A 25,031-nucleotide genomic window follows, 5' to 3' on the forward strand; every position below is an offset into this window, starting at 1 on the left:
CCATCTCACGTTGGCGGCTACTTGATCGGGTCTCCAAACAACGATACGATGAAATCTGCACAGCGAACGCACTGCCGCGGACGCAGGCTCTGTGCCAGGATCCGACGTTACGGTAGGTGCGGCGACTTCCCGATCACCCCGCTCCGCTTGAGGTAGTCACCAGGGTTGAGGCCTCGCTCGCGGCCCGGCTGGTGCGGGGCCGGCTCGATGGTCGGCGCGGCCTCGCCAGCCGCCACCATCCGCCGAATCAGCCGCTCGCGCAGCTCGGCGGCCAACTCGGCGAACGCCTCCAGGCCAGCCAGGTTGACCAGCTCGTGCGGGTCGGCCTCAAGGTCGTACAGGAACTCTTCAACGTAGCGGTCGCTGCCGCTGTCGTTCCAGGCGTCCTTGTCTGGGGCCGAGACGCTGTACTTCCAGCGCTCGGTGCGAATCGCGCGGCCCACCTGGGCCTCGCTGATCTGGATGAAGACCTCCTCAGGCCAGCCCTCGCGCTCGCCGCGCGTCAGCGGTAGGAACGACTGCCCCTGCATCTCCGGTGGGACCGGGATGCCGGCCGCGTCAAGGAGCGTGGGCGGCACGTCGATCAGGCTGACCATCTCGCGCAGGCGTCCGCCGCCGTCGAAGCCCGGCCCCTGGATCGCCAATGGCACCCGCACGGAGGCGTCATGGCAGGAGCGCTTGTACTCGCTGTTTCTGGTTTTGAAATGGCAGCCGTGGTCGGTCGTGAACAGCACGATGGTGTCGTCGAGCAGGTCCAGGCTCTTGAGGGCGTCCAGCAGCCGCCCGAGCACCTCGTCCAGCCGCTTGACCATCCCCCAGTAGCCGCCCAGGTGGCTCGCCGACGACCCTCCGAGCGCCGCCAGGTCAGGCGGGGTCCAGCGGCCGGCGTACCGTTCGGCGTAGCCGTCCGGGGCCGGGTAGTCGTCGCGGTGGTTCTGGTGGTGCGGCTCCAGAAACGACAGGAAGAGGAAGAACGGCTCGGCCTTGTTGGCGTCCACGTAGCGGATGGCCGCGTCCCCGAGGGCATCTGCGCGGTAGCCGGGCAGCTTGACCTCGCGCTCCTCTTCGTCAAACAGGACAGTGTCGTAGGCGTCCGAGCAAAACTCCAGCAGGTTCGCAGCCAGCCACGACTGGTAGCCGGCCCGCTCCTCGGCCGGCACCGGATCGCGGCTGCCGAGGTGCCACTTGCCGATGTACCCCGTCCGGTAGCCCGCCGCCGCGAAGTGCCGCGCGATGGTCGGGGTGGTCGTCGGCAGCGGCAGATGGTTCCGGTAGAGGCCAGACGTCGTCGGGTAGAGGCCGGTCTGCATGCAGGCGCGCGTCGGGGCGCAGACCGGCTGCGGCGTGAAGGCGTTCGGGACGTGAGTGCCCCGCCGGGCCAGCCGGTCAACATTCGGCGTCAGGTCGAGCGGATTGCCGTGCAGGCCGATGGAGTCCCAGCGCTGCTGGTCGGTGAAGAAGACGATGACGTTCGGGCGGTCGGGACGGAGCCGCGACATCGAGGCCTCCAGCCAGAGAGTCCAGGGGAGAGGGGATAGGGGAGAGGTTATAGGGGAGCGCGCCCTTCCTGGACGACCGTGCTACTATGCCGTGCAGATCGTCAGACAATCGGCAAGCTCCAACGAGGTGGTGGACGATATGAGCTGGCTCCAGGGGCGTGTGATCCTGATTACCGGCGGCGGCAGCGGCCTCGGGCGCGAGGTGGCCCTCCAGTCGGCGGCGCTCGGGGCGAAGGTCGTCATCATGGACACGCACACGGCGCGCCTCGAAGCCACGCGGGCGGACGTGGCCCGCATCGCCGGCGACTGCCTGGCCCTCCAGACGAACGTCAACGACGAGAGCGAGGTGGCCGAGGCCGTGGCGGCCGTCATGGCGAAGTGGGGCCAGTTGGACACCGTGGTCAACAGCGCCGGCGTCTACTACTTTGGCCCGATCACCACGACCCCGATGGCCGACTTCGACCGCGTCTACAACGTCAACGTGCGCGGCCTCTACATCGTCTGCCGCGAGGCGGCACGGGCGATGCTGCGGGCGAAGAGCGGCCACCTGATCAACGTGGCGTCCATCGCGGCCGAGCGCGGCATCGTCGGGGAGTCGGTCTACTCGTCGTCGAAGTGGGCGGTGCGCGGCCTCGGCCAGTGCCTGACCGCCGAGCTTGGCCCGGAGGGCATCCGCGTGACGACTGTCTTCCCAGGCGGCATGGACACGACGTTCTGGGAGACAGACCCGCGCCTGCTGAGCGGTGAATGGAACCCCTCGCGGATGCTGCGCGGCGAAGACGTGGCAACGGCCATCGTGAACATCGCGAACCTGCCGGCCGGCGTGTCGGTCAAGGAAGCGCAGGTCTACCGCCCGGGCGTGTAAGGGGCCTGCGCCAGTCAGACGCTTGCCCGCACGCGGGGGCGTCCGACGCTAGCGGGCCACTTGACGTGGTAGTGGCCATTCCGGTCAAGTTGGCGTAGACCGTGGTCTGGGAGGCATGAGATGAGCCGACGACGGAAGGATTCGCTGCGCGCCCTGACGGCCGGCGAGCAGGAGAGTCTGAAGCAGTTGGGCCGATCGACGAGCGCGCCTGCCGGGGTGGTATCCCGAACCAGGCGAGTGTGGCTTCGGGTACGCGCTGAATCAATCGTACTGGGCGCGCGGCTACGCCACGGAGGCGGCCGTCGAGATCGTGAAATTCGCCTTCCGCGAGCTGGGTGCCCACCGAATCTCCTCCTGGTGCTATGAAGCGAACCGAGCCTCCGCTCGCGTGCTCGCCAAGGCGGGCCTGCGGTTTGTTCGTCTGTATCAAGATGTCGAGCCGAAAAGCGGTCAGTTGGCGGCTTGCCTGGAGTACGCCGTCCTCCTCGACGAGTGGCAGGTATCTCCCTCCGAAGCACGATCCTGACAGTGCATCCCTGGTCAGCCCATCGGAAGAGGTGACACCCTGTCTGGCAAGCTCCGGTGTACGTCTCCCGCTCCGGGAGACAAAACGCGCCCTTCGGCATTCTTGCTGATCTTGGAGCCAACGACCGGCTGAAAGGGATGTCAGCATGCCTGAGTCGCATGACGGGTCTCACGAGACACCGACGCGACTGATTCTCGTCCGCCACGGCGCGTCTCACCACAAAGAGGATGGTATCGTCGGCGGGCCGCGCGGCTGTCGTGGCCTCACCGAAGCGGGGCGTGACCAGGCCGCACGGCTGGCCCGACGGCTCCTCGGCGAGCTCCAACACGGCCCGAGTGTCATCTACTGCTCAGTGCTGCCGCGCGCCATCGAGACGGCCGAGATCCTTGGCGAAGTACTGGTTCCCGTGAGAATCATCCAGGATTGCGGCCTCTGCACCTGGCACACGCCGCCAGATGCTGACGGCAGGCCGTGGACCGAGTATCGCCGGGAGCACAGCCTGCCCGGAGGAGGCGTCTTCCGCCCCTTCGAGCGGGGCAACGAATCGTGGAGCGAGATGGTCGGACGCACAGGACGAGCATTGGAGCAGATCGCGGCGCGGCACTGGCGAGAGACCGTAGTCGTCGTTGCCCACGCCGAGACAATTCCCAGTTCCCTCATCGTGTTTGGCGGTCTGCCGCTGGCGATCGGCTTTGACCTCAGCATAGCCCCCACGTCGATCACCGAATGGGCGACCGAGGGCAATCCGGCCGCGTGGCCCCGGCCGCGCTGGACACTCATGCGCCTGAACGACCGGGGCCACCTGACGCAGGAGATCACCTACCATCGATCAGAGCGGCTTCCGTAACAACTCGGAGACGCTCGCGTACAGTTTTCCTCTGCGTGATCGCGTGGGCCATTCGAGGATCACTGGGTACATGCCTCGCCAGCCTGTGAGGGTGCCTCTCATTGACTGTCACTCCAACCATTGAGGCGGAGTGACAGCGACAGGCAGGATGGAGCTGCTGGCACCGGAGAGCGCATCCCCGATGCGCCGGACGGTGAAGTCGCTGATGGGGCGTGGCAGGTCCTCGGGCGGCCAGTAGCCGCAGTCGGTGATCTCGTGGGCATCCGGCCGCGGCGTGGCGGCCGGATTCTCGCGGACGCACCGGAAGACGAAGTGGTGCATGTCCTGCCACGGCTGGTAGTAGATGCCGGTCAGGGCCTCGGCACGCACCTCGAGCCCAGTCTCCTCTCGGACCTCCTGTACGGCGGTCGCGGCGATCGATTCACTCTCTTCGCCACGGCCGCCGGGCAGTTCCCTGTTGAGGCGACCATAACTGTGCTTGACGAGCAGGACGCGGCCCTGCTCGTCGAAAATGACGGCTGCCGAACCCAGCAGCTTGGTGGGGATGGAGCGCACGGCGACCTCCTTCCGAAACCTCGCAGTCGTCGTGGCACGAGCCGTCCGATCGCACCATGCGATGCTAGCCGGCCAGCCCTCGTCGCGCACTGATCGCGCAGTATAGGCAACACTTAACTGGGTCGGGAGCCGGCTCGCAGCCGACGTCTACCGCCGTGCCTTCCAGCTTCGCCTCGTCCGTGTCCGGGGCGCCGACCCGCTCGTGGCAGGGGCCAATCCAGGTTTGTTCCGCTCGATGGACACGATGGCTGGCCATACGCCAACAGAACCGAGCACTCAATGCGCTCATGCCGCCCTTCAGCTGTCTCGGAGGCTGCGTTGATACGGTGCAACCATCAACAAGCGTCGTCGCCCCGCCGCCCTCCTCGGCGGGCGCGGTAACGGTCAGCGAAGGATCTGCGGGTGATGCGGCAGGAGCGTCGCCAGCACTCGGAGCTGGAGGAACGGCTCCAGCGGAAGCAACTCGGGCAGCGGCTCCTGGAAGATCGCCTGTCCACCATCACTCAGGTACGCGCCGAGCGTCATCGGCTGCTCGACCAGCTTGAGGATCTCGGGCGGACGGAGCAGCAACAGGCCCGGTGCTTCATGCGTCGGCGCGGGCGTGCCCTCCGCATCCACCAGGTACATGGCGGAGAGCTGGCCCACCTCAGCGCCGCTGCCTTGCACGATGAGGAACGGCGTCGGCGCGTCCACGTGCGACGCATCCGAGCCCGACGGCCTCCAGTCACAGCGGGGCGGCACGGTCAGGCCGGGATCGTGCCGGCCCAATTGAAGCCAGTAGGTGCAGGGCGGGACACGCGGCGAGATCGTCAAGCCTGACTCTTCGAGCACCTCGCGGGCGGCGCAATCCCACGCCGACTCGTTGCCCTCGCGATGTCCGCCCAGCCGAATGACGGCCAGCCGATCGCCAGCCGGCGTTGGGCCGACCATGAACAGGAATCGGCCGTCCAGCATCATGTACACGCCGGCCGTCCTGATGGCAGCATGGGGGTCACACCCAGGCTCCCAGGTCGCCGGCCAGGGGCTGCTCGTGCAGCGATCGTCCAACATAGACCACTAGGCTTCTACCGTCATCCCGACCGAAGCGAGGAACGAGCGGAGCGGAGGGATCTTCCTCACACGCCGAGAAGGGGAAGATCCCTCCACTTCGTTCGCAAGCTCACTACGGTCGGGATGACGGGGTGGGGCCCGTGCCTCGCTCCGCTCAGGCTGACAGTAGATGTTGCGCGCGTAGCACAGGCGGCGGCCCCGTCCGCTCTACCGGTGCGCGCTCGCGTAGTGCTGCGCCAGGATGTCCTCGCCCCAGTCGCCGGCGAACGTCCGCCACACCGAGTGGATGTGGTTCGCATCGTTCTGGGTGTTGTCGTACTCCACGATGAACGTCGGCCCCTGGATCGCGTAGTAGTGGCCCGTCCCCTTTTCCGTCGCGCCGCCCCACGCGAACGTGACGCCGTCAAGCCCCGCCTGCTCGATCTTCTCCCACTCCTGCCCGGCGACCTCGTTCGCCACGCGCCCGATGTAGTGCTTCACGATGCCGACCAGCTGGGTCCGCTGCTCGCCGTCAAGGGTGCGGTAGGCCACGCCGCGCGGCAGCAGGAAGCGGTCCAGCGAGCGGTAGGCGTCCGTCATGATGTCTTGCGGAGCGTTCTCGCTGAAGATCGCCTGCTCGCGGGCCGCCCCCGAGAGGCTCTGCACCAGTGCGCGCGGCAGGTCTTCCTCTTCCGGGAGCGCCCGCGTGCCCGTGTGCTCGCCGTAGCGCACCTGGGACGGGTTTGCGCCGAGAAAGCAGGGCGTCGGGGCGACCGTCTCACGGTCCACGATGGTGAAGTGCAGCCCGACGTGGTGGCCGCCGACGCGCCAGCCCCAGGGTGCATCTCCGCGCGGATCCCCGAAGACGCTGAACCAGTAGTACTCGGCGTCACGCCAGCCGAGGAAGACCCGCCCATCCTGACGCTCGTGCTCGCGCAGGATGTCGTCCAGGGTCATGATCCAGCGCGTCTGCTCGGCACCGCGAGCGCTCATGCCCGCGTCGACCAGGGCCAACGCCAGCCCCTGCTGCTCGCGGGTCATGTTCATCAGGCGCAGACCGTTGCGCGGCGTCGGACGATAGTTCCACTCGTACCGTTCGTCCCCGGTGAATGGGAACGATGCAGCAGCGCGCTGGGCCACGTTGAGCGCGTCGAGGAAGTTGGCGGCAGCATCCGCCATGGCACGGGCCGTTGCCGGCGCGCGGTACGACAGTGCGAGATCGACGGCCATCGGAGTCCTCCCTCCAGGGGCGTGGCAACAGCGCCACCACGTCGTACCGGGTAGTGTAGACCAAGTCCAACCTGACAGTTGCGGGCTGCAACTGCCTGGACAGCTTCACCCCCTGAGCGCAGCGAAACGGACCGTCATCTCATGCAACGCATACACGCCTCCCCGTGTCGTCCTGAGCACGCTCAGGACGACACTGGGAGGCGCATACGTTACCGGAAGAGCATGTCTGCCACTGTGAGAGGGCGGGCTGCCTCGCCCTCAACGTGCAAAACCCCCGGCTCCTGTCCTGGGGGGCAGGAGCCGGGGGCAGGAGAGATGGCTGCGATCCCGTGGGGTGACGGAACCGTAGCCTGTCGGCGTGCGCGAAGGTCGCAGGTGAAAAGCAGGTGGCGGGCGTTAGCCGCGCCGCGAGCGAGCCAGCAGCGGGCTGTACAGCATCGCCATGCCGCCGATCAGCAGAAGTGCCAGGCCCGCGAGCGCCATCGGGAGCGGGTTGAGCACGTCGGCCTCGCCAGCGCGCGGCAGCTGGGACGGCGCACCCTGGGAGGCCGGCGGCAGCAGGACGGTGTCGATGACGTGGATGACGCCGTTCGAGGCCATCACGTCCGCCTGGGTCACGGTGGCGCTGTTGTTGACCTTGACCGAGCCGCCGCCTACCTGGAACGTCAGCGGTGCGCCCTGCACCGAGTTCGCGCTGAGGCCGTTGGTCACCTGATTCGCCATGACCCGCCCCGGCACGACGTGGTAGGTCAGCACGGCGCGCAGCTGGGCCGGATTTGCCAGCAGGCTATCTACCGTGCCGGGCGGCAGCTTGGCGAACGCCGCGTCCGTTGGGGCAAAGACGGTAAACGGCCCCGGGCCCTTCAGCGTATCGACCAGCCCGGCCGCCTGCACGGCCTTCGCCAGCGTGGTGAACTGACCGGCCCCGACGGCGGTATCGACGATGTCCCGTTGCTGCGCCTGCGCGCTCGCCGCAGACGGCAGGGCAAAGATAGTCACGGCGAGAGCCGCCGCGAAGGAGAGGGCGAGCCAGCGAGTCGCCCGGCGCGCGATGGAAGCGGGGACGTTCCGCACAGAGTCCTCCCAGGAATGCTGGTGACTGGCGCTGCCTGAGCGATGACCACCGTCTTCGCTCCCTCCGCATCTGACCAGATCACCAGATCACGAATCCACCACCAAGATCGCGATGGCAAGGCGAATGGTACGGAGTCTGTCCATACTATATCAATACTATGTTCATATCATGTTCCTTGCATGCAGATCTCTGCTTTGCGGCTGGCCCTCCGGCGTCCGAGCGCAGGGCGATTGCATGTTCATTGGTGTCCCCGAAGCATCAGGGAACGGGCGGTCGGGGACTGAAGTCCCCGCCTACCGTCACGCCGTCGCTGCGCGACGGCCGTCGGGAACGGCGGCAGGCACTGGTGCGACTGGAGCGTCGCGCAGCGACTGCAGGATCGTAGGCGGGGCTTTCAAGCCCCGACGCCGCCGCACGACGACATCAACATGCGATCGCCCTGCGTCCGAGCGGGAATCTCGCGGAGTCGTGGCCGGTCTCCGCGTATCATCTCGGCGTGACTGCTTCCTCTCTGCTGCCTTCGGGCGTCTGCATGCTCTCCGGCGAGCTGCCGCCGGACCGGGGCGGTGTCGGGGATTACACCGTCCGACTTGCCGATGCGCTGGCGGCGCAGGGCGTCAGGATCGGGCTGCTGACGGCGCGCCGCCCCAGCCTGCCCGGCCGGCGCACGCTGGGCGAGCGCCGTGTCCCCGTCTACGGCGCGGTCCCCGCCTGGGACGCGCGTCTCTGGCCGCTGGTCCGGCGAGTCCTGACTCGGCTCGGACCGCGACCGCTGCTCCACATCCAGTTTCAGGCCGGCGCCTACGAGCTGGGCGGCTCGGTTCACCTGCTGCCGGGCCTGATCCGCGCGACGCTGCCCGGCGCCCGCGTCGTCACCACCTTCCACGACTTCCTGCCGCCGTACCTCTTCCCGAAAGCTGGCGCGGTCCGCCTCGCGGCCAATCGCCTGTTGGCCCGTTCGAGCCATGCTGCCGTCTTCGCCGAACTGTCGGATCTCGAAGCGGCCGGCCCTGGCGTGCACGGCACGGTCCTGCCCATCGGCAGCAACGTCGATTGCCAGCCTGCCGCCGATCTCCCACGAGACGAGGTGCGTCGCCGGCTGGGCGCAGACGACGCCACGTTCCTGATCGGCTACTTCGGCTTTCTGAACCCGAGCAAGGGCGTTCCGACCCTCCTCGAAGCGGTCGGGCGGCTGGCCGCCGAGTCGCCAGACCGCCCGGTTCGGCTGGCGCTGCTCGGCGCGGAGTTCGGGGTGTCCAACCCGACCGATCTGGCCCAGGCCCGGGCCGTCCACGACGCTGTGGAGCGCGCCAACCTGACGGATCGGGTGGCGAAGACCGGCTATCTCGCCCCACCCGAGCTGTCGTCGCACCTGCTCGCCTGCGACGCCATCGCCCTGCCCTTCGTGGACGGCGCATCGGCACGGCGCGGCACCCTGATGGCGGCGCTCGCGCACGGCCGGCCCATCGTCAGCACGCTGCCCAGACCGCGCGCCATGCTGACCGGCCCGGTGGCCGTCTGGCTCGGGAGCGGCCCGGGCGCGGCGGTCATCCGCGATGGCGACGCGGCCCTGCTGACGCCGCCGGGCGATGCCACGGCCCTGGCAGCGGCGCTCACCCGGCTCCGCGACGATGTCGCCCTGCGCGAGCACCTGGCGGCCGGCGCGCTGGTGGTTGGGGAGCAGATCTCGTGGGCGGCCATCGCGCGGGAGACGGCCCGGATCTACGCCGCGACGTTCGCAGGGACGGGCGACTGATGGGAATGGCCAGGTCGTTCGGGGAACCGCGCACCCGGGTGCGCGGTTCCCCTCGGCCGGTGTGGGGCGTCCGGTGGGAAGTGACAGGCTTTCGTGCAGCCTCGCCACTGTCCAGGAGCGCGACACCGTGATCGTGCCGACGCGCCGGCCGGACTGGGTCGTCGACCACCTCTCGTGGGGGTCGCCGCTGGTGGTGGTGCTGCTGGCGCTGCTGGTCGGCGGCGGCCTCGGCGTGGCGGTGGCAGCCGGGTCGCCGGTTGGGGTGGCGGCGGTGGCCCTCGGGCTGATCGCCGCGTGGTGCGTGACACGTGGTGTGCAGGCCGGGCTGCTCGGGCTCGTGGCCGTTGCGACGCTCCTGCCGTATGCGGTCATCCCCGTTCGCGTCGGCGTGGCCCTGACGTTCGTGGATGCCCTGCTCGCCGCGATCTTCCTCAACTGGCTGCTGCGCCACGTGCTGACGGCCAGACGACTGCAGTTGACGCTGGCCGGCAGGCTGCTGGTCGCGTATCTGGTGACCGCTGTCCTGGCCCTGGTGCTCGGGGCCGCCTACGCGATGCCGTCCGGGGCCGCCCTGCGTAGCTTCCTCAAGTACGAGGTCGCCATCTGCCTGTTCATCGTCGTGGTGGACGTCGTCCGCGAGCGCGCCACGATCCAGCGGCTGGTGCAGGCCCTGATCCTCGGAGGGATAGCGGCGGCGGCGCTCGGACTGGCGATCCACAGCCTGCCGCGAGAGCAGATCGTCGAGGTGCTCTCGTCGCTGAGTGTGCTGGGCTACCCGTCTGGCCCGGGCGTCCTCCGCTTCCTGCCCGGGCCGAACAACACCTACTCCGACACGTTGCGAGCCGTCGGCACGTCCATCGATCCGAACGTGTTCGGCGGGATGCTGATGCTCTCGGCCACGCTGATGCTGGGCCAGTTGTTCGCAGCCCGGCCGGTGCTGCCGCGCTGGCTGCTGCTGCCGGGCCTCGGCCTGACGGCCACGGCGATGGTCTTCTCGGAGTCGCGGGCCTCGTGGCTCGGGCTTGCGGCGGCCGGCGCGCTGCTCGCCACCATCCGCGACCGTCGTCTCTGGCTGCTCGGGCTGCCGGCCGTTGGGGCGCTGCTGGCCCTGCCGGTCGGGCAACGGATGGTCTCGCGGCTGGCCTCGGGGTTCGCGGCGCAAGATCGGGCGGCGGCGCTGCGGGTGGACGAGTACCGGCAGGCCCTCAAGATCATTGCCGACTACCCGGTGCTGGGGGTCGGCTTCGGCGGCGCACCTGAGCTTGGCACCTTCGTCGGCGTCTCCAGCATCTACCTGCTGGTCGGCGAGAACACCGGGCTGATCGGCCTGGGGATCTTCCTGCTGATCCTGGCGGTGGTGATGGTACAGGGCCTGCGAGCGGCGCTGCTGGCCCCTGACCGCGAGGACCGGGCGCTCGCCGCGACGCTCCTGGCGCCGGTGCTGGCCGGCGCGCTGGTCGGCAACCTGGATCACTACTTCATGAACCCGCGGTTCCCGCACATGGTGGCCCTCTTCTGGCTCTACGTCGGGCTGCTGGCAGCCGCCACCCGGCGAGCAATGCAGCCGAGCCAGGAGTCAGGAGTAATATGTCATCCTGAATGCAGCGAGCCTGCGGGCGCAGCGAAGAACCTCACCCGCTCAGGGCGATTGCATGTTGAGCGCGTCGTGCAGCATCGTCGGGGCTTGAAAGCCCCGCCTACGATCCTGCAGTCGCTGCGCGACGCTCCAGTCGCACCAGTGCCTGCCGTTCCCGACGGCCGTCGCGCAGCGACTGAATGACTGTAGGCGGGGACTTCAGTCCCCGACCGCCCGTTCCATGATGCTTCGGGTACACCAGTGAACATGCAATCGCCCTGATGCTGCTACCAGTGCAATCGTATGTTGAGCGCGTCGTGCGGCGGCGTCGGGGCTTGAAAGCCCCGCCTACGATCCTGCAGTCGCTGCGCAACGCTCCAGTCGCACCAGTACCTGCCGTTCCCGACGGCCGTCGCGCAGCGACTGAATGACTGTAGGCGGGGACTTCAGTCCCCGACCGCCCGTTCCATGATGCTTCGGGGACACCAACGAACATGCAATCGCCCTGCTCACCCGCTGACCGTCACCGACCGTTGCCGTGTCATCCTGAATGCAGCGAGCCTGCGAGCGCAATGAAGGACCTCACCCGCTGACCGTCAACCCCGCGTCAGCGGGTGAGGTCCTTCGCTACGCTCAGGACGACAACTGAAACTTGCACGCTTTCACCCCATCACTCCCACGACCCACGACCCACGACCCACGACCCACGACCCACGACCCACGACCCACGACCCACGACCCACGACCCACGACCCACGACGGAGTCTCCGGTGCGCGCCGACCGTCTGCTCTCCATCCTGTTGCTCCTCCAGGTCAACCGCAAGCTGACGGCCGCCCACCTGGCGCGTCGGCTGGAGGTCTCGCCGCGCACCATCCACCGCGACATGGAAGCCCTCAGCATGGCCGGCGTACCCATCTACGCCGAGCGTGGCGGCGGTGGCGGCTGGGTGCTGCCAGCGTCGTTCCGGACCGAGGTGATTGGCCTCACCGACGCCGAGGTGCAGGCGTTGTTCCTGCCGGTTCCCACCCGACTGCTGGCCGACCTCGGGCTGGCGCGGGCAGCGGACGGCGCCCAGGTCAAGATGCTGGCCTCGCTCTCGCCCGTGGCGCGCCGGGATGCCGAGTTCGTGCGCCAGCGCATCCACGTCGACGGCGCCGGCTGGCACGACGCCGCCACCCACGCGCCGGCGCCGGCCCTGGCAGCCTTGCAGGAGGCCCTCTGGCTGGAGCAGCGCGTCCGCATCACCTACGAGCGCGCACCCGGCCATACCGCCGGCCCGGCCGGTGAGCGCCCGACCGTCGAGCGCGAGCTGGACCCCCTCGGGCTGGTGGCGAAGGGGCGCACCTGGTACCTCGTGGCTGGCGTGGGCGATGACCGGCGCACCTACCGCGTCTCGCGCATCCAGGCCGTCGAGATCCTGGCCGAGTCGGCCGTCCGGCCGGCCGACTTCGACCTCGCCGCCGCCTGGGCCGACTCATCGGCAGCGTTCGTGGCGGCGCTACCACGCTACCACGCCACGGTGCGCGTCGCGCCAGACGCCTTGCCGTGGGTCTGGATGCCCGGCTCGTTCGTGCAGGTCGTCTCGCAGAGCGAGCCGGACGCCGACGGCTGGCGCACCCTCCAACTGGAGCTACAGACGCCAGAGAACGCCTGTCGCTACGTGCTTGGGTTCGGGGCGCAGATGGCGGTAGTGGGGCCGCCGGAGCTGCGGGCGGCGGTGATCGAGGCCGCCCACGAGATCGTACGGTCCTACGCCGAGTGACGCCCTCACCCCCGTCCGTGGTGAAAGCGACCCGGTCACGAGCGGACTCGTCCCACGCCGCGGCTATCCGAACGGCAGCGGCAGCTGGACCGGCCGGCTCGACGGCAGCAGCCGCGCCGCCCGCACCCCGATCAGCCGCACGGCCCGGGCACGGTCCCAGTGTCGCCGCATCAGCAGCGCTGCCGCCTGCGCGATCTCGTCGGGGGCGGCCGTCGGCAGCGTCAGGCGAGTCTGCCGCGTCAGCGTCTCGAAGCTGGCGTACCGCAGCTTGATCGCCACCTCGCCAGCGTGCAGCCCCTCGGCCTGCAAGCGGGCGGCCACCTCGGCGGCCTGCGAGCGCAGCTCAGCCCACAACTGCCGACGGTCCAGCGTGTCGTAGGGGAAGGTGTGCTCGGCAGAGTAGGAGCGGGCCGCCCGGTCCGGCTCCAGCAGCGACTCGTCGACGCCGTGCGCGCGGTCCCACAGCCCGCCGCCGTGGCTCGGCCCGAACAGCTCGATCAGCCGCTCGCGCGGCCAGCCGGCGATCTGCCCGATGGTCTCGATGCCGCTCTCGGTCAGCCGTTCAGCCGTGCGCGGTCCCACCCCGAACAGCGCCCGCACCGGCTGCGGCGCGAGAAACCCGGCCTCCTCGCCGGGCCGCACGACGCGCACGCCGCCGGGCTTGGCGATCTCCGTCGCCATCTTCGCCACCAGCTTCGAGGTCGCCACACCCATCGAGATCGAGAGGCCCGTCGCCAGCCGCACCCGCTCACGCAGGGCCAGCGCCGCCGCCACGTCGAAGCCGTGCGCGGACCAGTCGAGCCACGCCTCGTCAATCGAGAGCGGCTGCACCACCGGGCTGGCGGCGCGCAGCTCGGCCATCAGGCGCTCGGAGTACGCCCGGTACAGCTCGTAGCGCGGCTGCACGAACAGGGCGTCCGGGGCGATCCGCAGCGCGATGGCGGCGCTCATGCCGCTGTTGATCCCGAGCCGTCGCGCGGCATCGTTGGCCGTGCTCACAATCGAGCGGGGCGACGTGCGCGGATCGTGCCCGACGATGACCGGCCGCTCGGCCTGCGCCAGCTCTGGCCGCTCCAGCGCTTCCACCGCGTAGTAGAAGCGGTCCGCGTCGCAATGTGCGATGCAGCGGGCGGTGAGGGTGTCAGTCGGGGCGCGGCTGGCCTGCAACGTGCGTGATGCCTCGTGGCGCAAGCGCGCCTCTACAAGAAGAGAACGGCTGAGCGCGTGGGCGGACACGCACCAGCAGCCCTCTGGCGCGGCCGCCCATCCCGCGCCAGACAGAATCGTTTCCTGGCACGGCCGGCCGCCCCTACACTTCGGACACGGCCCGGCCCGGCACGGTCGCCGGTGGCCACGCCGCGCCAGACAGAGGAGTCGGCTGCTCGATGCACGATGCTCGCCCGCCCTACCCAGTCCGCGCGCCGGAGCCGGCCCGGGCGCCCAGCCTTGGCGCGCACATCCGCCGCAAGGCCACCGAGCACGTCGATCAGCGCATCGCCGCCGTCAGCCACCTGAGCATCGGCTTCGGCATCGTCATCGGGGTCGGGTTCCTGGTCGGGATCGCCATCAACCTGATCATCTGGCTGCGCAGCAAGCGCTCGCCGGTCGTCGCGTTCCACGCCGAGCAGGCCGGGGCCTATCAGCTGGCCGTGCTGATCGTCAACATCCTGACCGCCGCCGTCTGGATCGGCGTGACCGTCCTCCTGATGGGCGGCTCGGAGCTTGGCGCGGGCGAGATGTCGATGCGGCAGCTCCTGATGGGCCTCTGGTGCGCCCTCGTGCCGCTGTTCGCGCTCTGGTTCTTCGGGACCATCGCCTACGGACTGTACGGCGGGCTGGTGGTGGCGGCCGGGCGCGACTTCTCCTACCCGATCTTCGGGCCGTGGGCGCGCAAGCGGGTGGCCCAGGGCAAGTAGCCGTCCTCGCCCTGGCGTGCGACCGCGCGACGGGTCTGCCCGGACGGGTCTGGCTCGTCCTGAGGATCGTGTGGACGATCAGGCCGGCTGCGGACCTCGTCGGCGGGCCAGCAGCCGCCGGGCGGCGGTCGGCGCGATGACGGCCAGCCCCACCACGGCCACACCGAGCGCCAGGATCGCCAGCAACGGCGCGACAATCGCCAGCACCGTCATCACCACGGCCCCGATGTCCTCGGTCACCGATGCCACCGGGCCGCCCAGCCCGAACGTCCCGAGGTTGACCACCGGGCGCACCAGCGCGCGGACCGAGTGAACGCCGCCGGCCGTCAGCAGCCCGACGAGGATCGCCAGCCCTGGCGAAACGTCCTGGATCAGCGAGTTCTGGCTGGCAAAGAGGATGGCCCCAGCGCCGAGCGTGAGCGGTCCTTGGAGCACCTGCACCACGCTGTCTGCCCCGGGGATCTTGTCCGCCGCGAACTCGCCGAACGCCAGGACGGCCAGGCCGCCCAACGCTATGTCGGACCCCAGCGCGTCGTAGGGCGTCACCAGCGTCAGCAGCCCGAAGCGGGCCGCCAACCCCAGCAGCAGCAACGGCAGCGAGGTGTTCAAACCGGCCGCCGCCGCCAGCCCGAACGCACTGGCCGTCCCGAGCAGGATCGGGTCCATCAGATCGTCCCTCCACCAGGAAGCTGCTGCCTCGCGCAGTGTGAGTCCCTCAGCAGAGGACGCGCCAGCCTCGGCCGGTGTTCCCGCCGCTGATGCATGACATCCGGGCGCACCGCCTGCCCCATCGTGGCACAAGACTTGCGATCTCCGAAGCGTGCGGTTACAGATCACCCACCGCGGGGAAACGGACGCCTTGATGACCTACCCAGACCTGACACCTGCTCGCAACGACGACGTGGCGCTCATGGCCCGGCAGACCATCCTGCTGGTGGATGACGACCAGGAGATCGCGAGTCTGGTCGGCGAGATCCTGGAACAGGAAGGGTACAGCGTCACCGCCGTTGCCACCGGTGCGGAAGCTGAGTCCGGCGTCGACCAGATCAAGCCGGACCTTGTCATCCTCGACATTATGCTGCCAGACGCCGATGGCTTGATGCTCTGCGCTCGCCTCCTCGCACGCTGGCCCGCCCCGATCATCATGCTGAGCGGCTCCGTCCGTGAGAGCGACCGCATCCTCAGCCTGCGGCTCGGCGCTGACGACTTCATCGCCAAGCCGTTCGACACCCTCGAGCTGGTGGCTCGGGTGCAGGCGGTTCTGCGCCGCGCACCGCGCTCGGGAGCCGCCCGCGCCGCGCAGGGGCTCAGCGCGGTGGCCCCCCCGTGGCCCGGCCGCGCGGACCAGCGCACGGCCCACCACGGAGGCGAGGCCCTCCATGTCGGCGCGCTGACCATCGACGCGCGCCGACGGACCGTCAGCGTCAACGGCGAGCCGGTCCACCTCACGCCAACCGAGAACCGGCTGCTGACGGCGCTGGCCTCGGACCCGGAGCGCGTGTTCAGCCGCGACGAGCTGGCAACGGCCCTCTGGGGCTACGACACGCTCGGCGAGAGCCGGGCGGTGGACGTCCACATCCGCCGCCTGCGGGCGAAGCTTGAGCCGTTCGGCGAGAGCGCGCCGCCGATCATCACGGTGCGCGGCTTCGGCTACAAGCTCGGAGACGACGTCGAATCCGTGGGCGCATGAGAGCGAGTGTTCAGTTCTCAGTCGTCAGTTATCAGAAGAAGCGACGCCCCGTCCTGAAAACTGACAACTGAAAACTGACGACTCGACCTAAAACGTCGTCGTGCAGTTCCGGTGGTAGTAGACCGTCTTGCGCGGATACGCCATGACGATCGGGTACAGATCCTTCTTGAGGATCGGCTGATCCTTCGTCGGGCAGGTGTCCGCCGCGCAGAAGCGGTTCGACGCCTGCGCGCCGATCAGCTCGCGAAGGCGAGCACGCTCTTGCGCTGTCTGGTTCTTATTCTTCTCGGCCATCTCGCCTCCCTGGAGCCAACCCACAAAGGCATGGCTCGGTGTGAGCACGCCCGTGGGCGCGCGGAAAGCGCGGCCCGTGGGACCGCGCCCGTAGCAGTAGTGTACCAGAGGAACGCCCGGCCACGCTCAATCGGCCCGGACCCGCGATGCCGCTTCGGCCCGGACCCGCGAGCCGCTCTGGGCTAGTAGTGGATCGCCAGCGGCGTCCCGACGCCGGCCCAGTCCCACATGAACTTGGCCCCGCCCATCCGCATACCCAGGCACCCCTGTGAGCCAGGGTAACCCCAGGAGCTCGCCCACCAGTTGTAGTGGATCGCGGAGCCGTCCCCGTGGAAGTACTGCGTGTACAGCACGTCCTTCAGCAGGTACGTCCGCGTGGCATCCGGCACCGTCCGGCTGTCCATCGTCTCGTTGGCCACGCGCCGCAGGATCCGGTAGAAGCCCGGCTTCGTGCGTCGGTCCACGCCGGCCGTCACCAGATCCTTGAAGACGGGCAGATCGCCCTGCATCGCGATCAGGTGCTGCTGGATCGAGAGGTGCACGTCCACCCAGCGGCCATCCTCGCTGTAGTCCGCCCAGACCGGCGCACCCACCGGCCCGATAGCCTCCGTGCCGACGTAGACCGTGCGGTTCTCGCGAGCGTCCCAGACGGGAACCCGGTAGCCCTCCTGCGGGCCGTCCACGCGGAACAGCCGGCCCGGCTCGACCGCCTCGACAGGATCCTTCAGGGCATCCGCGTCCGACCAGAGCTTCGTGGAGAGGAAGGTCGAAACCCACCACGGCTCAAACCCGGGCGGGCCGGCCGGCCGCGGGACCGCGCCCTCCGGCTTGCACTCCGCCGCGCCCTCAGCCTCGGTCTCACAGGCCGCCAGGGCCGGGGAGATCGTCGCGGGGACCAGCGGCAGCGCCAGGGCTGCCCCAGTGGCAGCTATCGTGCGCCCAACAGTGTGCAAGAACGCACGTCGAGTGATCGCCATCGTCGCCTTCCTTCAGACCAACACAGACCAGCAGGCCCACACGGACCAGACCACGAACCGCCCAATGCTAGTATGCTCGCTCGCGAGGGGCCCTGTCAGCAAGCCCTGCATCGCGATTCCGTAACGAGACAGAAGAGGCCCCCTCGCCAACCAGAACGAACGCCGGATCGTTCAGGTTCCGCACGTCCAGCCCCCAATGTGCGTGCCAGCGCGCACGCCAGCCTGCACGAGGCGAGCCAGCCCGGCGGACCAGCCTTGGCGGTCCAGACGATCGACGAAGACCCGGCCATCTCCGGATCTTTCGACCCCGTCGCCGCATCGTCCCTTCCCCGGCCATCACGCATCCCTTGCACCGCCCTCGGCCCCTGTCCGATCCTTCCCGCCGTGAGTCAGCACCCACGAGACAGCCTGCGTGACCGGCTTCGGCGGCGCTTCCAGACGCACGGCATCTGGAGCCACGTCCTCGGGCTGCTCATACGCGGCAAGTTCCAGCGGGCCGGCATCATCACCGTGCACGGCGGCTGGACCCTGCCGTCCATCGAGAACCAGGGCGGTCGCATCGAGATCGGCAACTGCGCCCTCTTCAGCGGCGTCCGCCTCGAAGTCTGGAAAGACGCCGTCCTCGCCATCGGCAACGGCACCTACCTCAACCGCAACACCGAGGTGGTGGCCGGGCGCTCGGTCCGCATCGGGCGAGACTGCATGATCGCCCGGGACGTCCTCATCATGGACACCGATCAGCACCCGCTGCCGGACCGCCCGCTGCAGATCGCGCCCGTCGTCCTCGAAGACCGCGTGTGGGTTGGCGCGCGGGCCATCATCCTCAAGGGCGTCACCATCGGCCACGACAGCATCATTGCCGCCGGGGCCATCGTCACCCGAAGCGTGCCGCCCTACACCGTCGTCGCCGGGCCGGCCGCCCGGCCGATTCGCCAGATGGAGCCGCCCGGTGACGCCGCGCGCCCCGGGTAGGAAAAGGAGCCTCCGCACGATGCACCGTTCTCGACGTGCACCGCTGCTCGTCCTCACGCTGGTGCTGGCCGTCGCGTCCTGGCTGTCCGCCCCGGCCCTCGCGGCTCCGGCCAGGGCCGCGCTGGCCACCGCTGCCCTGGCCGCTCGCGCTCAGCCCGCGCCGCACGCCTTCCTCGCCACCTTCGACGGCCGGCCAGCCGCCCCCGAGCCCTGGCACGGCGCTGGCTGGGATGTCACCGTCCACTCGCGTGACCGCGAGACCTGGCAGGAGCTTGAGCCGATTGCCGCCCACCACGGCGGCGACTGCTCCGCGCCCCCGAACACCCACCTGACCACCTCCTACGAGGACGCCGTCTACCTCTGCAACAACCACCTGATGACGGCCATCAACGCCGGCGGCTACGGCGTCGTCTACCTCACCCCCAACCAGCAGATCGACTTCTCCACCGGCGAGGCCGTCGTCACGTTCGACCTCTCGACCCTCCGCTCGTCCTCACGGGACTGGGTCGATCTCTGGCTGACCCCCTACGACGATCATCTGCAACTGCCCCTCGACAGCTTCCTGCCGGACCTCCTCGGCGAGCCGCGCCGCTCGGTGCACCTGCGCCTCGGCAGCTCCAACGGCCAGTCCCACTTCTCGGCCAGCGTCTTCCGAGGCGGCGTCGTCGAGGAGCTGAAGGGCCAGTGGTGGACGGGCTACGAAAGCGTCCTGACGCCGAGCGCCGTCCGCCGCGACCCGTTCGAGCTGCGGATCAGCCGGACCTCCCTGAAGGTCGGGATGCCCACCTACAACCTCTGGTGGCTCGACGAGCGCTTTGCCGATCTCGGGTGGGATCGGGCGGTCGTCCAGTTCGGCCACCATTCGTACACGCCCGCCAAGGACTGCGCCGCCTGCGGGCCGAACACCTGGCACTGGGACACCGTTGGGATCAACCCGGCCGTGCCGTTCACCATCATCTCGGGCCAGCAGCGCTGGGCCAGCGACGCGCGCGGCACGACTGTCACGTTTCCCGCGCCGGCCCCGGCCGACAGCCATCTCCGTTTCGCAGCCATCGGGAGCGGCATCACCGTGAGCTTCGACGGCGGCGCGTCCTGGCAGGCGGCCCAGCCTCGCCCCGTGCGGGAGGGCAAAGACCCGGCCGGCGCGTTCCTCTCGTACTGGACACCGATCCCGTCTGGTGTCAGCAGCGTGCAGCTTCAGGGCGGCAGCTGGCGCGGCGGCCTGTGGGCCGCCCGCGACTTCTCGATCTGGTCCCTGGAGGCGCCTGCCGATCCAGCACCAGCCTCGCCCGGCGAGGACGGCCCCACCGACTGACGGCGCGCCCGATCCCTCGCCAGGCGCCCTCACCGGCCGACGCACAGGTCTGGGGGAGGACAGTTGCTCAACAGCAGCAGACGGTCTGGTGAGAGCAACGCGTATCAGCCCCCACGTCATCCTGAACCCCCATGTCAGCCTGACATGGGGGCTGATACGCATTCCCGAGAATCCGCCTCGGGCACGCCGTTGAAACCGTCTCCCCTCTCCGCGCCGCGCAGCGGGCCGGGGGTGAGGGTATTCGGGCGATGGTAGCCTGAGGTTCTCAGCTTGGACTTCGTCTAGCTCGCCTTGCGGGCCGGCCGCGAGCGCTTCGTCGGCGTGGCCGCCCCATTGGCCGCCCCAGCCGACGGCGGCAGCACCGGCGTCCGCGCCGCCAGTATCCGCCTGAACTCCTCGGCCCGCATCGGGCGAGCGTAGAAGTACCCCTGCCCCTGCGCGCAGCCCAGCTCCCGCAAGTGGCCTGCCTGCGCTGCCGTCTCGATCCCCTCACCCGTCACCTGCAGGTTCAGGCTGCCCGCCAGGCTGATGATCGAGCGCACAATCGCTTCGTCCTCGGGATCCTTCTCCAGCCGGCTCACAAACTCGCGGTCGATCTTCAAGATGTCTACCGGCAGCCGCCGCAGCTGCGCCAGCGACGAGTAGCCCGTCCCAAAATCGTCGATCGCCAGTTGGATGCCCAACGCCTTCAACTGGTTCAGCACCTGCACGGCTGCGTCCACGTCGTGCATCATGACGCTCTCGGTGATCTCCAGCTTCAGCAGGTGCGGATCGAGGCCGGTCTCCGCGATGATCCTCGCGATATCGTCCACCAGGGACGGCTGCTGGAACTGCCGAGCTGAGAGGTTCACCCCCAGGACGATGGGGCTATCGGGGCAGGCGTCCTGCCAGGCCTTGCCGCACCGCGCCGCCTCGCGCAGCACCCACGCACCCAGCGGCACGATCAACCCCGCCTCTTCGGCGATGCTGATGAACTGGGTCGGCGAGATCTCCCCGCGCGTCGGATGGTCCCACCGCAGCAGGGCCTCCACCTCGATGACCTGGCCCGTCTCCAGCCGCACGATGGGCTGATAGACCACCCGCATCTCGCCGCGCTCGTGCGCGCCGCGCAGATCCGTCTCCAGCGCCAGCCGCTGCATCGCGTACTCGTTCATCTCTGGGGCGAAGACCGCGCAGCGCCCCTTGCCGGCACTCTTGGCGTGGTACATCGCCACGTCCGCGTTCCGCATCAGGTCGTCCGCCGTCGTCGCCTCGAGGCTGCTCAGCGCGATCCCGATGCTCCCCGCCGCGAACAGGGTGTGGCCGTCCAGCTGATACGGCTGCGTGAGCTGCTCCAGGAGCCGATCTGCGATGACCCTCGCTTCGTCCGCGTCGGCCACCTCTTCCACCAGCACCACGAACTCGTCGCCGCCCAGCCGCGCGACGGTGTCCTCCGGCCGGACGCTCAGCCGCAGCCGATCCGCCAACGCCACCAGCAGCGCATCGCCAACATCGTGCCCGAGGCTGTCGTTCACGATCTTGAAATTGTCCAGGTCCAGGAACATCACGGCGACGTGCCCCTGACGCCGCTTCGAGCGCATCATCGCCAGCCGCAGGCGGTCCTTCAGCAGCGCCCGGTTCGGCAGGTCCGTCAGCCGGTCGTAGAACGCCCGCCGCGTCAGCTCCTTCAGTTGCTCGTCTACCTGGCTCGCCAGGCGGTTGATGGACCGCCCCACAATGTTGAACTCCCGGATGTGGCTCTCCGGAATCCGCTCGTCGTACCGTCCTTCAGAGATGCTCGCGGCCACCCGCGTCATGTTGCCCAGCGCCCGCGTCAGCTGGCGTGCGTAGATCATGCCGATCAGCCCGACGGCGCTCACGATGCCGAGCAGGCCGAGCATCATGGTCAGTGTCCGCTGGCGTGTCGCGTCGAGGATGTCGTGCGTCGCGATCAATACCACCATCGAGCCGTTCATGGCCTCGCGGATGGCCGCGATGTATCCCGGAGCGGCAATCGACTCGTTGAGCCTTGCCGACGCAACCCCCTGGCCGCCAAGCTGCACGATGATCTGTTGCAAGCTCGCGTCTCTGAGCGTTGACGCAACGACATCCGGACCTTTCAGTACGACGAGGTCAAGATCGTCCGACTCACGCAGCGATTGCAATTCCTCACTCTGCAGGCAGGAGGCGACCGTCAGCACGCCGATGATTCCACCGCGCCCCTTCACGGGCATCGCCGCCGCGATCTGCAGCCCGTGGCCCTCGACCGCGACGCTGGACTCAGTCAGCCCGGCCAGCGCCTTCGGGACCAGGGACATCAGGACGCCGCCCTCGCCCTCGCCGACGGTGAGCAACGCCTGCCCCTGTGCATCGACGACGCGCACGAAGTCCAGGTCGAGCGTCGCCCGCAGCGGCACCAGCAGGCGGGCCAGCCCCACCACGTCGCGCCGCTCGATCAGGATTGGCAGGTCTGGCTCGCGCGCCAGGAGCGTCGCCATCAGGATCTTGTTGCGGCGGCGCTCGTCGAGCCGGGCCGATATCCCTGAGATCACGGTCTCGGCACGGCGGTCGAGCAGCGAGCGGGTCTGCTCGCGAGCAGCCCACTCTTCGGCAATGAACAGGGCCAGCACGACGCTGACGACGAGCACGATAACGGGAACGGTCAGCACCGCGCGCAAACCGATGCGACGTCCCCCGTCCTGCGAGCGCACGGGGCTATCCTGCGAGCGGCGCGTACTCAAGCGCCGGCAAAAGGCTTGGGGCCACCCGCTGCACGTGTGCGATGTACTCGCGGGCCTCCGCCGAGGCGTTGGCGCGCGTCACGAAGCCGAACGTCAGGCTCCAGGGGTACGCTCCCGAGGCGACGGTCGTCGCGGATGGCCTGACCTCGTCCAGGTCGAGGATCGCCACGTTCTTCGGGGCGCGCTGCTTCAGCAGCCCCAGCGACGTATATCCGATGGCGTACGGCGTCGAATCGAGGGCGCTCATCATGTCGCCCGCGGACGTCAGCGTGACCACGTCGTGCTTCACCGCGCGCCCTGCCATCAGCGGGAGCAGCACGAGCTTGCGCTGCGCCTCGTCCTCGTCGCGGTCCAGCACGATGATCGGGGCGTCCGTATCTGAGAGCGCCCGCCAGCTCGTCGTCGTGCCGTTGTAGACGTCGCGCAGCTGAGCCGTCCGCAGTCCCCGTACCGGCGTCGTCTGGTGGACCGCGAACACGACCGCGTCTTTGGCGAACGGCTGGTAGACCAGGCCCTCGCGGGCCTCGGCCTCCGTCAGTGGCCGGTTGACGACCCCGATATCCAGCGTGCCGTCGATGACGCCACGGATCGCCCCGCCGGAGTTCGAGCCTTCCTTGAAGTCCAGCTTGACGCCCGGCGCCTGGGACTCATACCCTTCGCTGGCCTTCTGGGCGGCCGGGACCGCTGAGCCAGAGCCAGAGAGCCGCAACGCGAGACTGGCTGCCGGCCTCGGCGCCGTGGTCGGTGGGGCGGAGACCGCTGGCCCCGTGCACGCCGTCGCGACACCGGTCGCGGACAACAGCATGAGGAATGTTCTTCGATTCACCATTAAGAAGCACTCGCTTTCGCGCGCACCCCAACGGCTGTCAGCACATCCTCAGGGCGCCCCACATAGCAACAACGACGCACAGGTTCACTGAGATAATCGACCGGAGTGAGGGAGCGCAGGAGCATTCTGGCAACTCGCGCTTGCGGCCAGCCCCGCGATATCGTCCACATGGAAGCGCTCCCACCGTATCGATCTCTCCCCCTCAACAGGAAGAGAACGCGGGAGCACGACGAAACGTGATGGACCGGACCCGCCTGTTCTCACCTGGAACGGCGGGCCGGGTGACGGAGGGTCGCCAGCAGCACGCACGCCCCAACCTGGGCCAGTGCGCCCGCTGCCAACGGTGGTGATGGCCCCACGGATTTGCTCATCGCCAGCCACCAGCGAGACGAGGCCGGTAGGGTCTCCCACCGCGGCCCATACACCTGGTCCAGCTCGCCGGCATCGTAGTTCGATGCAACGTGCTCCCAGACGCCCAGGAGCGCGCTCACGACGACCACCGCCGCGAGGACGCGTGCGGCCAGGACGCGCCCAGAGGAGGCGCGCCCCAGCAGCAGTCCGAGAGCAGCGAGCGCCAGCCCGAGCGCCGCCCAGGCGATCCACTGCACCGGCTGGGTCCAGTGGCGTTCGGCCGCCAGCTCGATCGCCAGAGCCAGCGTGGTGACCGTTCCCAGGCCCAGAAACCCGCGTCGCAGCAGGGGCGACGCACCCTCCTCCGCCCGCATCACGGCTTACAGCGAGAGCGTGGCAACGATCTGATCGACGACGCCCGGGGCCGGGTTGTACTTCGCCAGCTCCCGGCGCAGCTTGGCGAACGTCGGGTCATCCGTGGGGTACGGCCGGTACTCCTCGACCTCCCGCGCCCAGCGGGCCGCGTTCGAGATGCCCGCCGACTCGAAGGTGCGCTGCAACTCGGCCACGCTGGCCGTGTTGGCGTTCACCTTCTGCATGGCAGCAACTGGCGAGGCAGACGCCGACGGCGAGCCAGTCGACGTGGCCGGCGACGCCGACGTGCTCACGGCCGGCGACGCCGCTGAGGCCGCCGGCGACGCCGACGTTGACGGTGAGGCCGACGTGGCTGGCGACGACACTGGCGACGCCGCCGCGCCAGTCGTCGGCGAGGATGCTGGAGCCGTCGTCGGCTTTGGCGCGCTCGTCGCCGTGGTGGTGGTTGCCGCCGGCGCCGAGGCCGAGCCGCCGCACGCGGCCATCAGCACCGTGGCCCCGGCCAGGGCCAGCCCGCGCACCAGGAGGGCTCGCCGCCCCCCGCGAATCAAGAGGTTCTGCGTCATGGTGGTCGTCTTCTCCCAGAACTCCACACGGTCCGGCCGGCCTGCGCTCCTGCCGGCCCAGCCCGTGGGCAATCAGCAGAGGGTCGGCAATCGCCGTGCCGTCACCATCATGACGCGCCCGGATAAATCTGGGATCAATGCGGCGGGGAAGAATCCTGACAACTTCCTGAAGGCGCGCCCAGGGCGATTGCACGTTGGGCGCGCCGTGCAGCCTCGTCGGGGCTTGAAAGCCCCGCCTACCATCCTGCAGTCGCTTCGCGACGCGCCAGTCTCACCGGACGACGGCTGTTCCCGGCCTCCGTCGC

General features: G+C 69.1%; 23 protein-coding genes. 10 read left to right on the top strand and 13 right to left on the bottom strand.

The annotated features are described in order from the left end of the window. Window positions 1–107 precede the first annotated feature (107 nt). Window positions 108–1,499, bottom strand: coding sequence for a sulfatase-like hydrolase/transferase (locus IT306_20170; GenBank protein ID MCC7370748.1), 1,392 nt, complete (start codon window positions 1,497–1,499; stop codon window positions 108–110). 91 nt (window positions 1,500–1,590) lie between these two features. Here IT306_20170 and IT306_20175 point away from each other — a divergent pair, with 91 nt between their 5' ends. From IT306_20175 to IT306_20185, 3 genes are all read left to right on the top strand, one after another. Further along, window positions 1,591–2,364 (top strand): SDR family oxidoreductase, encoded by a 774-nt coding sequence (locus tag IT306_20175; GenBank protein MCC7370749.1) that lies wholly within the window; start codon window positions 1,591–1,593, stop codon window positions 2,362–2,364. A gap of 208 nt (window positions 2,365–2,572) precedes the next feature. Continuing rightward, window positions 2,573–2,890 carry a GNAT family N-acetyltransferase gene (locus tag IT306_20180; GenBank protein MCC7370750.1) on the top strand — a complete coding sequence of 106 codons (318 nt, stop codon included), beginning with the start codon at window positions 2,573–2,575 and terminating at the stop codon, window positions 2,888–2,890. Window positions 2,891–3,035: 145 nt separating this feature from the next. After that, window positions 3,036–3,737: a histidine phosphatase family protein gene (locus IT306_20185; protein MCC7370751.1), complete on the top strand. Its 702-nt coding sequence runs from the start codon at window positions 3,036–3,038 to the stop codon at window positions 3,735–3,737. 108 nt (window positions 3,738–3,845) lie between these two features. On the opposite strand, the gene IT306_20190 is transcribed toward IT306_20185, so the two are convergent. The 4 genes from IT306_20190 to IT306_20205 form a co-directional block, all read right to left on the bottom strand. After that, entirely contained in the window at window positions 3,846–4,292 is a 447-nt protein-coding gene (locus IT306_20190) for an NUDIX domain-containing protein (protein MCC7370752.1), read from the bottom strand. 384 nt (window positions 4,293–4,676) lie between these two features. Further along, window positions 4,677–5,255, bottom strand: a complete 579-nt coding sequence (locus IT306_20195; protein ID MCC7370753.1) for an NUDIX domain-containing protein — start codon at window positions 5,253–5,255, stop codon at window positions 4,677–4,679. A gap of 294 nt (window positions 5,256–5,549) precedes the next feature. Beyond that, window positions 5,550–6,551: a DUF3500 domain-containing protein gene (locus IT306_20200; GenBank protein MCC7370754.1), complete on the bottom strand. Its 1,002-nt coding sequence runs from the start codon at window positions 6,549–6,551 to the stop codon at window positions 5,550–5,552. A gap of 396 nt (window positions 6,552–6,947) precedes the next feature. Continuing rightward, on the bottom strand, window positions 6,948–7,550 hold the full coding sequence (locus IT306_20205; protein ID MCC7370755.1) for a fasciclin domain-containing protein: 603 nt from the start codon (window positions 7,548–7,550) through the stop codon (window positions 6,948–6,950). Between the two features lie 572 nt (window positions 7,551–8,122). Here IT306_20205 and IT306_20210 point away from each other — a divergent pair. The 3 genes from IT306_20210 (at window position 8,123) to IT306_20220 (ending at window position 12,721) form a co-directional block, all read left to right on the top strand. After that, window positions 8,123–9,382: a glycosyltransferase family 4 protein gene (locus tag IT306_20210; protein MCC7370756.1), complete on the top strand. Its 1,260-nt coding sequence runs from the start codon at window positions 8,123–8,125 to the stop codon at window positions 9,380–9,382. A 127-nt stretch (window positions 9,383–9,509) separates the two neighbouring features. Beyond that, window positions 9,510–11,162 (top strand): O-antigen ligase family protein, encoded by a 1,653-nt coding sequence (locus IT306_20215; GenBank protein ID MCC7370757.1) that lies wholly within the window; start codon window positions 9,510–9,512, stop codon window positions 11,160–11,162. A 566-nt stretch (window positions 11,163–11,728) separates the two neighbouring features. Further along, a complete protein-coding gene (locus tag IT306_20220; protein ID MCC7370758.1) occupies window positions 11,729–12,721 on the top strand; it encodes a WYL domain-containing protein in 993 nt (330 codons plus the stop codon). Window positions 12,722–12,784: 63 nt separating this feature from the next. Here IT306_20220 and dinB read toward each other — a convergent pair whose 3' ends face one another. Further along, window positions 12,785–13,888: a DNA polymerase IV gene (dinB, locus tag IT306_20225; protein MCC7370759.1), complete on the bottom strand. Its 1,104-nt coding sequence runs from the start codon at window positions 13,886–13,888 to the stop codon at window positions 12,785–12,787. A gap of 218 nt (window positions 13,889–14,106) precedes the next feature. Between dinB and IT306_20230 the strand changes: the two genes are divergently transcribed. Then, window positions 14,107–14,637 carry a DUF4870 domain-containing protein gene (locus IT306_20230; GenBank protein MCC7370760.1) on the top strand — a complete coding sequence of 177 codons (531 nt, stop codon included), beginning with the start codon at window positions 14,107–14,109 and terminating at the stop codon, window positions 14,635–14,637. A 78-nt stretch (window positions 14,638–14,715) separates the two neighbouring features. On the opposite strand, the gene IT306_20235 is transcribed toward IT306_20230, so the two are convergent. Next, window positions 14,716–15,303 (bottom strand): DUF4126 domain-containing protein, encoded by a 588-nt coding sequence (locus IT306_20235; protein MCC7370761.1) that lies wholly within the window; start codon window positions 15,301–15,303, stop codon window positions 14,716–14,718. Between the two features lie 196 nt (window positions 15,304–15,499). On the opposite strand from IT306_20235, the gene IT306_20240 reads away from it, so the two are divergent. Next, window positions 15,500–16,327, top strand: a complete 828-nt coding sequence (locus IT306_20240; protein ID MCC7370762.1) for a response regulator transcription factor — start codon at window positions 15,500–15,502, stop codon at window positions 16,325–16,327. 87 nt (window positions 16,328–16,414) lie between these two features. On the opposite strand, the gene IT306_20245 is transcribed toward IT306_20240, so the two are convergent. Both IT306_20245 and IT306_20250 read right to left on the bottom strand, forming a co-directional pair. Next, on the bottom strand, window positions 16,415–16,621 hold the full coding sequence (locus IT306_20245) for a hypothetical protein (GenBank protein ID MCC7370763.1): 207 nt from the start codon (window positions 16,619–16,621) through the stop codon (window positions 16,415–16,417). A gap of 182 nt (window positions 16,622–16,803) precedes the next feature. After that, window positions 16,804–17,598: a L,D-transpeptidase gene (locus IT306_20250; protein ID MCC7370764.1), complete on the bottom strand. Its 795-nt coding sequence runs from the start codon at window positions 17,596–17,598 to the stop codon at window positions 16,804–16,806. A gap of 702 nt (window positions 17,599–18,300) precedes the next feature. On the opposite strand from IT306_20250, the gene IT306_20255 reads away from it, so the two are divergent. Both IT306_20255 and IT306_20260 read left to right on the top strand, forming a co-directional pair. Further along, a complete protein-coding gene (locus tag IT306_20255; protein MCC7370765.1) occupies window positions 18,301–18,570 on the top strand; it encodes an acyltransferase in 270 nt (89 codons plus the stop codon). Window positions 18,571–18,589: 19 nt separating this feature from the next. Then, window positions 18,590–19,885, top strand: a complete 1,296-nt coding sequence (locus IT306_20260) for a hypothetical protein (protein MCC7370766.1) — start codon at window positions 18,590–18,592, stop codon at window positions 19,883–19,885. Window positions 19,886–20,166: 281 nt separating this feature from the next. Here the strand turns inward: IT306_20260 and IT306_20265 are convergent, their stop codons facing one another. The 4 genes from IT306_20265 to IT306_20280 all read right to left on the bottom strand — a co-directional run bounded on the left by IT306_20265 (window position 20,167) and on the right by IT306_20280 (window position 24,726). Continuing rightward, on the bottom strand, window positions 20,167–22,575 hold the full coding sequence (locus IT306_20265; GenBank protein ID MCC7370767.1) for an EAL domain-containing protein: 2,409 nt from the start codon (window positions 22,573–22,575) through the stop codon (window positions 20,167–20,169). A 4-nt stretch (window positions 22,576–22,579) separates the two neighbouring features. Then, entirely contained in the window at window positions 22,580–23,314 is a 735-nt protein-coding gene (locus IT306_20270; GenBank protein ID MCC7370768.1) for a substrate-binding domain-containing protein, read from the bottom strand. A 380-nt stretch (window positions 23,315–23,694) separates the two neighbouring features. Continuing rightward, window positions 23,695–24,159 carry a hypothetical protein gene (locus IT306_20275; GenBank protein MCC7370769.1) on the bottom strand — a complete coding sequence of 155 codons (465 nt, stop codon included), beginning with the start codon at window positions 24,157–24,159 and terminating at the stop codon, window positions 23,695–23,697. A gap of 6 nt (window positions 24,160–24,165) precedes the next feature. Next, window positions 24,166–24,726 (bottom strand): hypothetical protein, encoded by a 561-nt coding sequence (locus IT306_20280; protein MCC7370770.1) that lies wholly within the window; start codon window positions 24,724–24,726, stop codon window positions 24,166–24,168. Window positions 24,727–25,031: the final 305 nt, after the last annotated feature.

The organism is Chloroflexota bacterium (genome assembly GCA_020850535.1).
Lineage (GTDB): Bacteria > Chloroflexota > UBA6077 > UBA6077 > JACCZL01 > JADZEM01.